The 13,728-nt window shown below is 56.8% G+C and carries 12 protein-coding genes and 2 pseudogenes; 11 read left to right on the top strand and 3 right to left on the bottom strand.

The features are described 5' to 3' along the window. Nucleotides 1-79: 79 nt before the first annotated feature. The 5 genes and pseudogenes from ACVWXE_RS08470 to ACVWXE_RS08450 form a co-directional block, all read left to right on the top strand. Nucleotides 80-460 (top strand): annotated as a pseudogene (locus ACVWXE_RS08470) (sigma-70 family RNA polymerase sigma factor); the annotation flags it as partial. Beyond that, nucleotides 457-1,212 carry an anti-sigma factor domain-containing protein gene (locus ACVWXE_RS08465; RefSeq protein ID WP_414381903.1) on the top strand — a complete coding sequence of 252 codons (756 nt, stop codon included), beginning with the start codon at nt 457-459 and terminating at the stop codon, nt 1,210-1,212. The pseudogene ACVWXE_RS08470 and the gene ACVWXE_RS08465, both read left to right, overlap by 4 nt. Nucleotides 1,213-1,362: 150 nt before the next feature. Next, nucleotides 1,363-1,584 carry a DUF2839 domain-containing protein gene (locus ACVWXE_RS08460; protein WP_414329235.1) on the top strand — a complete coding sequence of 74 codons (222 nt, stop codon included), beginning with the start codon at nt 1,363-1,365 and terminating at the stop codon, nt 1,582-1,584. Between the two features lie 40 nt (nt 1,585-1,624). After that, entirely contained in the window at nt 1,625-2,452 is an 828-nt protein-coding gene (locus ACVWXE_RS08455; protein ID WP_457490072.1) for a carbon-nitrogen hydrolase family protein, read from the top strand. 9 nt (nt 2,453-2,461) lie between these two features. Next, nucleotides 2,462-2,728: a glutaredoxin family protein gene (locus ACVWXE_RS08450; RefSeq protein WP_457490071.1), complete on the top strand. Its 267-nt coding sequence runs from the start codon at nt 2,462-2,464 to the stop codon at nt 2,726-2,728. A gap of 37 nt (nt 2,729-2,765) precedes the next feature. Here the strand turns inward: ACVWXE_RS08450 and ACVWXE_RS08445 are convergent, their stop codons facing one another. Next, a complete protein-coding gene (locus ACVWXE_RS08445) occupies nt 2,766-6,263 on the bottom strand; it encodes a DNA polymerase III subunit alpha (RefSeq protein ID WP_457490070.1) in 3,498 nt (1,165 codons plus the stop codon). Nucleotides 6,264-6,380: 117 nt separating this feature from the next. On the opposite strand from ACVWXE_RS08445, the gene selD reads away from it, so the two are divergent. The 3 genes from selD (at nt 6,381) to ACVWXE_RS08430 (ending at nt 9,383) form a co-directional block, all read left to right on the top strand. Then, nucleotides 6,381-7,448, top strand: coding sequence for a selenide, water dikinase SelD (gene selD, locus ACVWXE_RS08440; RefSeq protein WP_457490069.1), 1,068 nt, complete (start codon nt 6,381-6,383; stop codon nt 7,446-7,448). Nucleotides 7,449-7,591: 143 nt separating this feature from the next. Continuing rightward, nucleotides 7,592-8,089: a hypothetical protein gene (locus ACVWXE_RS08435; protein ID WP_457440612.1), complete on the top strand. Its 498-nt coding sequence runs from the start codon at nt 7,592-7,594 to the stop codon at nt 8,087-8,089. Nucleotides 8,090-8,246: 157 nt separating this feature from the next. Next, nucleotides 8,247-9,383: an ABC transporter permease gene (locus ACVWXE_RS08430; RefSeq protein ID WP_457490068.1), complete on the top strand. Its 1,137-nt coding sequence runs from the start codon at nt 8,247-8,249 to the stop codon at nt 9,381-9,383. A gap of 47 nt (nt 9,384-9,430) precedes the next feature. On the opposite strand, the gene ACVWXE_RS08425 is transcribed toward ACVWXE_RS08430, so the two are convergent. Beyond that, entirely contained in the window at nt 9,431-10,372 is a 942-nt protein-coding gene (locus tag ACVWXE_RS08425; protein ID WP_457442968.1) for a hypothetical protein, read from the bottom strand. 307 nt (nt 10,373-10,679) lie between these two features. On the opposite strand from ACVWXE_RS08425, the gene ACVWXE_RS08420 reads away from it, so the two are divergent. Further along, nucleotides 10,680-11,267, top strand: a complete 588-nt coding sequence (locus ACVWXE_RS08420) for a hypothetical protein (RefSeq protein ID WP_414329849.1) — start codon at nt 10,680-10,682, stop codon at nt 11,265-11,267. Between the two features lie 221 nt (nt 11,268-11,488). Here the strand turns inward: ACVWXE_RS08420 and ACVWXE_RS08415 are convergent, their stop codons facing one another. After that, a complete protein-coding gene (locus ACVWXE_RS08415) occupies nt 11,489-12,373 on the bottom strand; it encodes a hypothetical protein (RefSeq protein WP_457490067.1) in 885 nt (294 codons plus the stop codon). 85 nt (nt 12,374-12,458) lie between these two features. On the opposite strand from ACVWXE_RS08415, the pseudogene ACVWXE_RS08410 reads away from it, so the two are divergent. Continuing rightward, nucleotides 12,459-12,642: pseudogene (locus ACVWXE_RS08410) on the top strand (hypothetical protein); the annotation flags it as partial. A gap of 249 nt (nt 12,643-12,891) precedes the next feature. Next, on the top strand, nt 12,892-13,641 hold the full coding sequence (locus ACVWXE_RS08405; RefSeq protein WP_457490066.1) for a HEAT repeat domain-containing protein: 750 nt from the start codon (nt 12,892-12,894) through the stop codon (nt 13,639-13,641). The last annotated feature ends 87 nt before the right edge of the window (nt 13,642-13,728 follow it).

Here is a 13,728-nt window from a genome sequence, read left to right as displayed (position 1 = left end):
TAAACAGAAAGATCAACTGGTAGTAATCCGTACTGAACATATTATACATTATTTTCAGTATAGTTGAGCTTATTATTGACTAGAGTCATGCTCCTTTGATCCCAGACGGGGATCCCTGCGCACCTACCTGAGCATCTTGGCTCGCTCTCGCTGTTTGGATCGGCTGCGCTCTTGGCGGAATCGACAGCGCTCCCTGGAACAGGGCAGAGTGGAATTGCAGGGTAGTCCTGCTGCGGATCCCACCTTGGAGCAGTTGGCCCAAGCGGAACGGGTGGCCGAGGTGCAAACGGCCTTGGCCGAGTTGTCCGAAAGTCAACGGCAAGTCTTAAAGATGGCCTATTACGAAGGCATGAGCCAAACGGAAATTGCCAAGCAACTGGATCTGCCTTTGGGAACGGTCAAAGCCAGAGCTCGGCGGGCTCTGCTGCGGCTGCGCGAGTTGTTGGGAGGCCCCTCATGAAAGCCGAATCTGTGTCTCCCGAAGAACTGCAACTGTGGCTGGCAGGCTATGTGCTGGGGGATCTCTCCCCGGAAGAGGCCGACCGGCTGGAGGCATTGCTCAAGCTGCGCCCGGAGCTGCACCGAGAACTGCAAGCGTTGCAACGGGCGTTGGAGACAGCCTACGGCGTGGAGGAAAAGCAACCTCCCCCCGCCCTGCGGGCTTCTCTGTTGCAGGCACATGCGGAGCAGGCAGCCCAACCGATGCGCACCCCCGCCTGGATTGCCAAGGGATCCCGTCTCTGGCAACGGGGCTTGGGGGCGGTGGCCGCAGGCTTGATCGTCGCTTTGGGGCTGGGGAACCTCTACCTGTGGCGCAGGCTGCAGCTAGCCCAGACGCAAGGGATCCCTGGCGAGGTGTTGACCTATGAATTGCAGCCGACTGCGGAGAACCTGGCCGGCTCGGTCAAGCTTGAGGTGGATCCCCAGCGCCTGCAAGGGCGATTGGTGGCCCAAGGGTTGCCGCCTTTGCCGGAAGGCCGGGTCTATGCCCTGTGGGTGGTGCTGGAACCGGAGGCGCCCTTTACCACCGATAGGGCGGGGGCCGTTCTCGTGGCAGCTTTTCCGGTGGATGAAACAGGAAATCGCCAACAGGAGCTGCGCCTACCGCCGGTGTTTGAATCTACAGAATGGGTGCGGGCTGTGGCCATTACCGAAGAGGATGGCAATCGTCCCCAAGAGCACCAGGGATCCCCCTTGTGGATTTCCGGCTAGGGAAAGCATCGGCAGGCCCATGGATTGGCGTGGCCTGATGGCGTAAATAGGCGATTATTATGCAGATTGATATCCACCCAGTCTTGTGACCCAGACAGAAAACCTTAAGATAAAAGTCGCCACCCCAGCGAAGAACTCGGAGGCTACCCCATGGGCGAAGCAAAGCGCCGTAAAACCCGCATCAGCCAAGATCCCGACCAAGAGCTGGTGTTTCCCAACCTCAAGGATATTCCCCTCACCAAAGGGCAAGCTCGCGCCATCTACAATTGGACAACCCGTGGCGCTTGGGCAGGCATCATTCTCCTGGCCATCATTTGGGTGGTGATCCGATTTGTAGGGCCTGCCTTCGGCTGGTGGCATCTGGTCGGCTAGCCGGCCGGATCCCCTTTAGCATCCTTTGGAGTTTCCGTCTATGCGCTCTTATCTGGCAGCCGCCATTCAAATGACCAGCATTCCCGATCTGGCCAGCAACTTGCAGCAGGCGGAAGAGTGGATCGACTTTGCAGTGCGCCAGGGATGCGAGCTGGTGACGCTACCAGAAAACTTTGCCTTCATGGGGCCGGAAGCCGAGAAAGCCCGCCTTGCTCCTGAGATTGCGGAGCGGGCGGAGGAGTTTTTGGCCAAGATGGCCCAGCGTTACCAAGTATTTATTTTGGGAGGAGGGTATCCTGTGCCGGACGGGCAGGGCAAAGTTTACAATACCGCTGCCCTCTACAGCCCTGACGGCAAAGAGCTGGCCCGCTATCGCAAAATCCACCTGTTCGATGTCAATCTGCCCGACGGCAATACCTACCGCGAGTCGAACACGGTGGTCAGCGGAGATGAGGTGGTCACCTGCGAGCAAGAGCAACTGGGGAACCTCGGTTTGTCGGTCTGCTACGACGTACGCTTTCCAGAGCTGTACCGATCCCTGGTGGATCACGGAGCCCAGATTTTGCTCATCCCTGCCGCCTTCACGGCCTACACGGGTCGGGATCACTGGCAGGTTTTGCTGCAATGCCGGGCCATTGAGAACACCTGTTACGTGATAGCCCCCGCCCAGGTGGGCACCCACTACGAGCGGCGGCAATGTCATGGCCATGCCATGATCGTGGACCCCTGGGGGACTATCTTGGCGGATGCGGGTGGCGAAAAACCGGGGGTGGCCATTGCTGAAATTAACCCAGAGCGTTTCCAGTTGGTCAGGCGGCAGATGCCTTCCCTACAACACCGTCGGCTGGCCTGCACCGTCACCCGCTAGGGATCCGCTATGCCATCCCCTTGGCCTGCGCTGATTCTCTACAGCAAGCCCGGCTGCCACCTGTGCGAAGGCTTGGCCGATAAGTTGTGGCAAATCCCTGAGATCACCCTGTTGGAAATCCGCGACATCACCTCCAACCCGAGTTGGTGGGAGCAATACCAACTGGAAGTTCCCGTGCTCACCCTGGCAGGGGATCCCGAGCGACCTTTGCCACGTCCTTCCCCTCGGCTGACGGTGAGCCAGTTGCGGGCTTGGCTTGAGAAACAGCTCCGTTGAATTTCTCCTGCTGCTGCCGGAGCTTTCTCTGCCATGCCTATGGAGAGAGCAGCGATTCGCTGCGGGCGGTGTAGCCGGCTTGACGCAGGGCTTCAACGGCGGCTTGGGCATTGTTAACCCAAAATTGGGATCCCATTCTCACCCAAAGGGTATGGGGATGGGCGGTGATGGCAGCCACGACAGGAATGCGATTTTCTTCTTTAATTTCCGAGCGTTGGCGAGCGATTAGCGTCTGTAAACGGTATCGATCCTCCAGTGTCCCAGCAGAGTCGAGAGGGATCTCCACCGTTACCCAACTAACAGATTCAATCGGTTGTAAATCTTCCACAATCAGTTGCACCTGTTCATCCCGCTGATCCACTTTGGCCCAAACCAATAGCCGTTGATCCACCTCCAGGCAACCGCGCAAACGTTCATAGGTTTTGGGGAAGATCACTGCTTCACAACTGCCGGTGAGATCTTCCAGTTGCAAAATGGCCATGCGATCCCCTTTCTTGGTTGTGACATTTTTAATGGCAGTCACCAGGGCGAGAACGCCCACAGAGGCATCGGCTGCGCAGCCGCCCAAGTCAGCTAGGTTTACAGGGGCCAGCAGCCGCGCTTGCTCCTGAATGCGCCGCAGCGGATGATCCGAGACATAAAACCCCAGCAGCTCCCGTTCTAGCCTCAACTTTTCCTGGGGTGGAAAATCTTCAGTAGCCGGCCCACGCGGAGCCTCCACAAATCCATTGCCGGCGCTGCTATTGCTCCCCAGTAGATCGAACAAGCTGGCTTGGCCGATGGCTTTGGACTTGGCTCGCTGCGCTGCCCAACTGAGGATGGGATCCAAATCGGCAATTAGTTGTTTACGATTTCCAGAAATACAATCAAAAGCGCCCGCACAAATCAGGGCCTCCAGGGCACGACGGTTAACAATGCGCAGATCCACCCGCTGGCAAAAATCCGCCAGAGAGGTGAAGGGGCCATCAGCTTGACGGGCAGTCAAAATGTTTTGAATGGCCCCCTCCCCTACATTCTTCACTGCCCCCAGACCAAACAAAATGCTGGATCCCTGGGGAGTAAAGTCCATTCCAGAACGGTTGATATCCGGCGGCTGAATTTGGATCCCAATTGACAAGCAATAGGTAATGTAGCGCTGTACCTTGTCCTGATCTCCCCCCACAGAAGAGAGCAAGGCTGCCATATATTCCGTTGGGTAATTGGCCTTGAGGTAAGCTGTTTGAAAAGTAATCAACCCATAGGCAGTAGAATGCGATTTATTGAAGCAATACTCGGCAAAAGCAACCATTTGATCAAACAATTCTGTGGCAACTTCTTGGCTTACACCCCGCTTGGCTGCCCCCTGCACAAATTGCTCGCGGTGTTTCTCCATCTCGGAGACTTTCTTTTTCCCCATCGCTCGCCGCAGCAGATCGGCTTGGCCTAAGGTGTATCCGGCCATGTCTTGGGCAATGCGCATGATCTGTTCCTGGTAGAGGATGGCCCCGTAGGTATCCTGAAGAATGGGCTTGAGGAGTTCGTGGGCATAGGTTACCGGTTTGCGACCGTGCTTGCGATCGATAAAGTCGGGGATCATGCCCGTATCCAATGGGCCTGGCCGGTACAAGGCCAATACTGAGGAAATATCTTCTAAGTTGGAAGGTTTGAGCTCCCGCACCACCTGCTTCATGCCAGAAGATTCCAGTTGGAAGATCCCTTCCAGCTCTCCCTTTTCCAAAAGCTGGTAGGTTTTCTTGTCGTCTAGGGGTAGGTTATCCAGATCTATATTGACGCCATTGTGTTCTCGGATCAGTTCCACTGCCCGCTGAATCATCGTCAGGTTGCGCAGACCCAAAAAGTCCATCTTCAGCAAGCCCAAAGACTCGATATCTTCCATCGAGTACTGGGTGATAATTTGGCCTTCATTGTTGTACTGCAGAGGCACGATCTCATCTAAGGGATCCTTAGCAATCACCACACCGGCAGCGTGAACCCCGAAGGTTTTGTTGGTGCCCTCCAACAAACGTGCCAGCTCGATCCAGCGGTGGGTGGTTGGGTCTTTCTCGTATTTTTCTTTGAACTCTGGAGCGGGAGTATCCTCGCCAATCATCTCTTCCAATTTTGCGGGCTTGCCTCGGGATACCGGGATCAATTTCGCCATTTTGTCGGCTTCTGAGTAGGGAATGTCTAAGACTCGACCGACATCTTTGAGAATGGCTTTAGAGGTCATGCGGTTAAAGGTGATGATCTGGGCGACTCGCTCTTGGCCGTATTTGCGGGTCACATAGTCGATCAGCTCTCCCCGCCGCTCGATGCAAAAATCCGTATCGATATCCGGCATCGATTGACGTTCTGGATTGAGAAATCGCTCAAACAGTAGGCCGTATTTAACCGGGTCAATGTTGGTAATTTGTAGGGCATAGGCCACCAGGGATCCTGCTGCCGAGCCTCGCCCCGGCCCCACCGGGATCCCCTGCTCGCGGGCATAGCGAACGTAGTCCCAGACCACCAGGAAATAGCTGGAGAAGCCCTTTTGTTGGATGATGTTCAGCTCAAAGCGCAGGCGCTCCTGGTAGTTTTGGGGGATCTGATCCGGCTGAGCAACACCGCAGCGCTTCGCCAGCCCCTGCCAGGCCAATTCTGTGAGATAGCTATCGGCAGAATGGCCCGGTGGAACCGGGTAGTCGGGCATGCGCATTTCCCCAAATAGGTCATAGCCCTCGATCTTTTCCAGCACCTTCAGGGTGTTGGCGATGGCCTCGTCAATCACCTCCTGTTCCAAATGGTCACGGCAGAGACGGCGCATCTCTTCTGGGCTTTTCAGGTATTCGGTTCCGGTGTAGCGAAGGCGATTTTTTTCAGTAAGGGATTTGCCTGTTTGAATGCAGAGCAGCGCATCGTGGGCCTCTACATCCCAGCAGGAAATAAAATGGCTATCGTTGGTGAGGATGATCGGGATCCCCAATTCGCGGGCGATGCGCACCAACTGCACATTGACAAAGCGATCTTCTTGATAACCGTGATCCTGAATCTCGATGTAATAATCATCCCCAAACTGCTCTTGGTACCAAGCGGCAACTTCACGGGCAATTTCTGGCCGCCGCTGCAAAATAGCTTGAGGCACTTCTCCTGCCAAGCAGCCGCTGGTGACGATCAGCCCTTCTTTGTATTGCACCAAATACTCTTTGTTGATGCAGGGGCGAGAGAAAATCCCTTTCCCTTGAATGCCATGTAGATGGGAAATGGTGGTTAGCTTCACTAAGTTTTTGTAGCCCTGGGTGTTTTTGGCCAGAACCACCTGGTGATACTTGGGGTACTTGCGGCTTTTGTCGCGGATATCGCCGTTGATTACATACATTTCATTGCCGATGATTGGAGTAATCCCTTTGCTTTTACACAGTTTCACCAGCTCTAACGCCCCATACATGACACCGTGATCCGTCAGGGCCAGCCCCGGCAAACCCATAGCCACCACCTGCTCGATCAGACGCGGCAATTGGCTGGCGCCATCCAAGAGGCTGTATTCGCTGTGGAGATGCAAAGGAACAAAAGACATGGCAACGCTATGGATAGTGGGATCCCTTTAACCTTAACTCAGCGTGTCCATTTCTCGACTGCCTGCAGATGCCGCTACAGTAAAGTCAGCTGATGTTTTTTCCCTTTTCTTGAATCTATGGATGCTCCCATTCGCCTCACCCAGTACTCCCACGGCGGTGGCTGCGGCTGTAAAATTGCCCCGGCCCTGCTGCAACAAATTCTTAAGGATGTGCCCCTGCTATCCCCAAATCCGGCTTTGTTGGTGGGAGCTGAAACCAGCGATGATGCGGCTGTCTATCAACTAAACGACCACCAAGCCCTAATTTTGACCACCGACTTCTTCATGCCGATTGTGGATGAGCCGGTGGATTTTGGTCGGATCGCGGCGACCAATGCCCTTTCCGATGTCTACGCGATGGGGGGCACTCCCATTCTGGCTTTGGCAGTTTTGGGCATGCCGGTCAATACCCTGCCGATGCAGGCCATCCAAGGGATCATGGCCGGAGGGATCCAGGTTTGCCAAGAAGCCGGGATCCCTTTGGCAGGGGGGCACTCCATCGATTCGCCGGAGCCCATCTTCGGCTTGGTGGCAGCAGGTTTGGCCCATCCACACCACATTCGCCGCAATGCCACGGCCCAAGCCGGGGACGATCTGATCCTGACCAAGCCGCTGGGGATCGGGGTGATGACCACCGCTCTGAAAAAGGGTCAGCTCAGTGCGGCAGGCTACGCGGAAGTTTTGCAGGTGATGACCCAGCTGAATCGCATCGGCTCGCAACTGGCTCGGCGACCGCAAGTTCACGCCATGACGGATGTAACAGGGTTTGGCCTGGTGGGACACTTGCTGGAAGTCTGTCGCGGCTCCGGGGTGGGGGCCAGTTTGGATCTGGCTTCCATTCCGTTTTTGGCAGAAGCGCTCTCGCTGGCAGAAGCGGGGATCTTCCCAGGGGCGGCTCGTCGCAATTGGCAGGGCTATGAGGAGGTACAGGCAGAATCCCTGCCCGAGTGGCAGCAACTGCTGCTGGCAGATCCCCAAACCAGCGGGGGCTTGCTGGTGGCGGTGGATCCCGGCTACACCTCAGACCTCTTGCAAGAGCTGCACAGTGCCGGCTACCCCTACGCCCGTCGCATTGGCCGATGCCAAGCTGGAGACACCAGAATCCATGTTACCGGCAAGATCAGCCTCAGCCCAGCGGCAGCCTGAAGAAGACCCTCTGGCAATACTCACCATGCAAAGTCTCATGCAAAGTCTCGATAGAGGGCTCAGTATGAAGATTGCGTCAAGCAGCTCTGAGAAAGTTAAAGATACCATGTAAGGCAAGGGAAGGTTAGGATATCCTGAGATCTATGAGCGAGCTTCCCCCCAGCCGTAGTCTGGTTCAGCGAGTTGAGCCTGGCCAGCTGATTCGAACCCTCAGCAGTGGGCAATTGCTGATGGTGGATCCCCAGCGGCACAACGCCCTGATCATCTGCAAGACGTTTCATGCTGAGTTTGCCGGGCCGGGTGCTGCGGTGGGGGGGCCATTGGATGTGGAGTCCGGCGGCGTTGTCCCCATTGGGGATGTGGTTTTGCTGCATCCGCAAGACCACCAAGAGCGGCAAAGTGCCTATGCCAAGCGGCTGCACTGGATGCGTTGGCTGCAGCAAATCACCGATAATCCTCTGCCGGCGCAACGGGCGCGGATTTTGCTCTTTAGCTTAGAGGAATTTTTCTCTGCGGATTTGGTCAGCCAATTGCCAGATGACATTTTGGCACGGCTGGTGGGGGTGCTGCCCCAGACGGTTGCTGCGGTGCGGATGGAGATGATGGCCCGCTATAGCCCCAGCTATTCCTTGGCAGGCTGAGCTTGTCTTGGACTGGGGAAGGGACTCGTCCTGCTGATGGGAATCGGTGACAGGCTGCCGGCCCTCACCTCTAGCCCCTCTCTGCAACTGGAACAAGACACGATCAGCTACACTGCTGGCATTTGGTTCAACTGGACTCGACTGGAATCTCTGCCTTATGCAGTGGTGGAAACGGCTTCGCCGCAATCGATGGGCCCAAGCAGGAGCCTACATTCTTCTTGTTTTCTACGCCTGCGCCATTTTTGCCGAGTTCGTTGCCCCCTACAGCCCACTGGAATCTCAACCGGGGGGATCCCTTCTGCCGCCCACCGCCATTCACTTTTGGGATGAATCGGGCGCTTGGATTGGGCCCCACGTTTATCCAACCCGCCAGGGGCCAGTGGATCTAGAAACGGGAGAACGCCCGCTCTTGGTGGATACCAGCCGTCCAGCCGGGATCCGCTTGTTTGTGGCCGGTACTCCCTACCGTTGGTTGGGGTTGATCCCCTCCAATCGGCATCTGTTCGGCACCGTCCCGCTGCGGCCTGTTGCAGAAGAGGGACAGGTGGGATCCCCAATCAGCGAAGAGCCACCTGTGGCACGGCTGCACCTGCTGGGCACAGATGATCAAGGTCGGGACTATTTCAGTCGCTTGGTCTATGGCGGGCGCGTCAGCCTGTTTATCGGCTTGGTGGGCATTGGCATCTCTTTCCCCATTGGCCTGCTGGTGGGAGCCATATCCGGCTACTTTGGGGGCTGGGTGGATACGCTCCTGATGCGATTGGCCGAGGTGTTGATGTCGATTCCGACGCTGTATCTGCTGGTGTCGCTGGCAGCGGTGTTGCAGGTGAATCCGCTGACCGGGGTGCCCTTCAGCAATGCCGAGCGCTTCTTGGTGATTGTGGTGATCCTCTCTTTTGTCGGTTGGGCGGGCCTAGCCAGGGTGATTCGTGGGCAGGTGCTGTCCTTGCGAGAGCGGGACTTTGTGCAGGCAGCGCGGGTGGCCGGGGCGGGATCCCTGTATCTGCTGGTGCGGCATATTTTGCCCCAGACAGCCACTTATGTGGTGATCTCGGCAACCTTGGCGGTGCCCGGCTACATTGCGGCAGAGTCGGTGCTGAGCCTCATCGGGTTGGGGATCCAACAGCCGGATGCCTCTTGGGGCAACATGCTCTCGCTGGCCACCAACGCTTCGGTGATCATCCTACAGCCCTGGCTGGTGCTGGCCCCCACTTTGATGGTGGTGCTGACCTCTCTATCCTTTAACCTGCTGGGGGATGGTTTGCGGGACGCCCTCGATCCTCGGGAAGGGTGAGCTGCTTCCCCATTGCGCCGAGTGAGGGGAATGGAGTGGCCTGCAAATCACCGCTTTCCGTCGGGATAGAGCCGGTTTAGACCCTTGCGAGCCTTAGCATGGACATCCAGGGTGGCATCCATTTTCAGGATCTGCCGGTAAACTTGCTCGGCACGAGCCACTTCCCCTTCCTGTTCCAACTTTTGTCCTAGCTTGAGCAAGTTTTGGGCTGAGAGATCTGCCCAAGGATTCTGTTCGGCTGTTGGCTCCTGCAGTTGCCGCAGCTCTTCTAGGCGCTCTTGCACCATCGGTCGTAACAGCCAAGAGTCATCCAGATCCAAAACCTCTCGGTAGTAGCGCTGGGCCTCTTTAAAGTTCTTTTGCTCGTCGTAGGCTTCCGCCAGTTGTAGCGCCAGTTCCGCTGTGGGCTGATCCTTAAACTGGCGATGCAGTTGGTTCAGTCGCCGCACAAAGGGGGATCCCTGCTGCGGGTTTTTCAAATCCGGGGCGTGCTGAACCGGCAGATAGTCGTCCCTCTCCGCCGATGGTTGAGGGGAAGGGGCAGGCTCTGCAGCTTGAGGTCGAAGGGGCGCTTGGCGGCTGATACTTTTGGGATCGATGGGGGTGGGCTTGTAAACCCAAATTGGCTGATCCGGAGGAGATGCGGGTGGGGTTGGGCGTGGGATCGGCTGCGGCAAGGGAATGGTCTTGCGATCCGGCGGTTCAGGAGATGGCTGCTTCAGCTCCTCAAGGGTGCCGGGAGGTTTGGGGGCCTGAAATTGAATCGCTTTGGGAGTCTCCCTGCGCTCTTGGGCCAATTCTCGGTACAGAGCGGCCAATTGAAGGTAACCCGCCTCCTCGTAGGCGGTGGCCAGCCAACGGGCATTCTCTGGGCTGGGATCCGCACGATAAGCTCGCCGGAGCAACTGCAAAGCAGTGCCGTAGTTGCGCTCTCGAATGGCTGCCCGTCCCAAACTCGCTGAGCTGACCCCGATGGTATCGCTGGCCATAGTCCCCCATCTATCTTGGCGCCGACAATAGAGCTAAGAGTCAAGGCTGAGCTGCTGATAATTCAGGTTTTCCAAGCCAGCCACGTGGGTTGACGCTTGCTTAATATAACTGGATTCCTTGGCCATAGCATACCCTCACCAGCCGGGATGTTATCTGCTCGGACAGCTCCCTCTTGTTGAGATCTCTCGCTTTATATCAATTCAATGTCGATATTGAGGGTGGGATTGGATTGAGATCTGGATGCCAAGTTAACTTTCGGGCTAGCTTGTAGTCAGAGCTTCAGCAGCAACAGGTTCTGACGCCAACATGATCCAAGACTTTCGAGAGCGGTACCCCATGGGCAGCTTGCTCACCGATCTGTTGCGGGTGGAAGAAGGGATCTACATTGTCAGAGCCCAGGTGGTGGTGAACAACACGGTTTTGGGCAGTGGCATGGCTGGCTCGAACACCGTCGAAGAGGCGGAAGATGCTGCCTTGAAGCGCGCCCTCCACCACGCAGGATTTGGTCGCCCCACTTCCTCTTTGAGTTTGGGCATGGATTCTGCTGCCGCCAGGGTGCCTTATCTGCCAACTCCTGAGTTGGCCAACGGACACGCTCAGTCTTCCCCTGCTTCTCCAGCCCCCGAGTCGATAGGGATCCCTGCAAAGCCAAGTTCCCCAGAGCTGCCCGGTCTAAGTGAGCCGGCGGCCTATGGGGATGACCTATCGGACATCATTGCCCAAACGGATGTGGAGATGCAGCGCATTGGCTGGGGCCGCAAGGAAGGACAAGAGTTTTTGGAACGTCGCTTTCAGAAGAAATCTCGCCACCAACTCAGCGACGCCGAGCTGCGGGAGTTTTTGCGCTACCTAAAACAGCAGCCCTCCCGCCTCAGCAGCGAACCCCGCTTTTGAAGTCTTCTCGGCCTTGCCGCCAAGATCTCGGGATCTGGAGATCTGGCAACTCCTATCTTCCAACTAGGGTTGTTCCGAGCCCGTTCAAGTAGCCTCTGACCCTTGCCCCCGGCCCCTCTGGAAGGGGGAGTTGGGAATCAAGCCAGCCAACCGTTTTACTGCTAGTTGGCTGCTACTTGGAATAAGCCCGTTCTACCGTCGGTGTCTTGCTGCTGCTGAAGCTAGGGCGCACCTACAATCACGCTGGTGTCTTCCATTTGCTTCACGACCGTTTCTCCCCCTTCCGAGAGCACAACCCGTCGCTCTGGCACCGATACTCCGGCCACCTTGGCAGTTTGGTAGTTTTGACCGGCCTGCACCACAGCGGGAATGACACCTGGGCCAGAAACCAGAGCAAAGGACTCGCCGCCAATCTGTATCATCCCGGAAACCTGTACACTGCGGGCAAAGGCAGCCGGGTCGGGGGTAGGCGTTGGGATCGGGGTAGCCACGGCTACAGGGGCGCCATTGCCGTCGCCAGGAGGGGGCAAAACCGGAGGTGGAGGCAGGGGCGGCAGGACAATCTGCGGTTCAGGAGCACGCACGTTTTGAGGCACAAAGGGATCCACACGGCCAGCCCCACTCAAGGCCCGCTGGGTTTCCTGCTCTCGATCCACTGGCGGGATCAGGCTAGAGGCAGCTTGGGTAGCCTGCAGAAGGGAGGGCACCGGCGGCGGGGGTTGATCGGGGGCGGTCTGGCCAAAGCCGGCAGGCAAGTTCACCGTTTGTTGCCGGGCGAGAGCTTGCATCTGGCTGGCTCCGCGGGCCATGGTGGCGCTCATATCCTGTTCCCAAGTCCCTGCAGCATTCAGCCGCATGATCACAGGGCTGGTTCCCCCCCGAGACTCCACCCAAATTTCCGCTTCTGTGTCGCTCAATCGCCGCGAGCTGAGGATCCGGGATCCCGGAGGCAAGAGGGGCCGAAGCGCCAGTTCGGCCTCAGGAACAGCCTGTTCGTTGGCCAGAGCCGGGAACCAACGGGGGGCCAAAAACGCAACGCCCCCTGCCAACAGCAGGCCGGCTACAAGAAAGCAGGACAATGGGCGAGCAGGCAGCGATTTCAGCATAGAGACCACCGGGAGAGAGCATGACTCTAGTCAATAATAAGCTCAACTATACTGAAAATAATGTATAAAAATAATGTATAATATGTTCAGTACGGATTACTACCAGTTGATCTTTCTGTTTACTTTCGAGTCTGCCAACATGGTAGCCAAAGCAAAGCAGAAAATTGGTAGTAAGACGACACGGAAACTGCGCTTTGGGTATTCTACTCAAAGCTTTGCGGGATACCGCCATTCTGTTTGGAAACAAACAGAATGCTATCGCTGCATAGTTGAACAGTGATGTTCAGCAGTGTTCAGCGTAAATGTATCAGCCTCGTATCCTCTCCACCAAAATATCCAAAATCTTCGTGATGGGGCCAAGTCAACCTGCTTTTCTCGACAACAGTGCTAGGATTTGTCGATCGAAACAGTGGCACCATGTCCCCAGAGATCCCGACCGGGCCAGACAAAGACGGCCTCTGTCCAAGCGCAGCCTCGTTTGCCATACTGAAGAAAGATTGTAAATATTTGTTAACGCCATGACTGTCTCTGCTTTGGATCCCGCCAACCCCGCCCGTTTACAGGAGATCGCTCAACGCTTGCGCAGCCCGCGTTCTGCAGACCGGATGGTGGCCTTGGCCCAGTTGCGGGATGTGCCGGCAGAGCAGGCGGTGCCGCTGATTTTGCAGGTCATCGACGATGAGAACCTGCAGGTGCGCTCTTTTGCCGTCTTTGCCCTGGGGATCAAGCAAACGGACGCCTGTCTGCCCAAATTGCTGGAAATCCTCACCCAAGACCCGGATTATGGCATTCGCGCCGACGCGGCAGGTGCCCTGGGCTACTTGGAAGATCCGCGGGCTTTTGAAGCTTTAGTGCGTGCTTTCTACGAGGATGTAGAATGGCTGGTGCGCTTCAGTGCCGCGGTGGCCTTGGGGAACTTGAAGGATCCGCGGGCTTACGACGTGCTGCTGCGGGCGTTGGAGGGGCCAGAAGAGCTGCTACAACAGGCGGCCATCGCAGCTTTGGGAGAACTGGGGGATCCGCGGGCCCTGGATCACATCCTGCGGTTTGCCCAATCGGAAGACTGGCTGGTGCGGCAGCGGCTGGCCCAAGCGCTGGGCAATTTGCCTTCCCCCAAGAGCGTTTCTGCTCTCAACTACCTGGCCAGGGATCCCCACGATAGCGTTGCGGCGGCGGCTCTGGATTCGCTGCGGCGCTTGCGGCAAAGGGGCATCTCAGAAACCACCCCTGAGAAGGGATCCGGGCCAGCCAACCCTGAGGAAGGCTAAAGTAAAGATCCCGGCTCAGCTTGTTCCGGGTTCCCCAATCCCCAGAGCATGACTCTAGTCAATAATAAGCTCAACTATACTGAAAAT

It is taken from the genome of Thermostichus sp. MS-CIW-41 (genome assembly GCF_054058915.1).
This window is presented reverse-complemented; position numbering and strand designations above follow the sequence as displayed.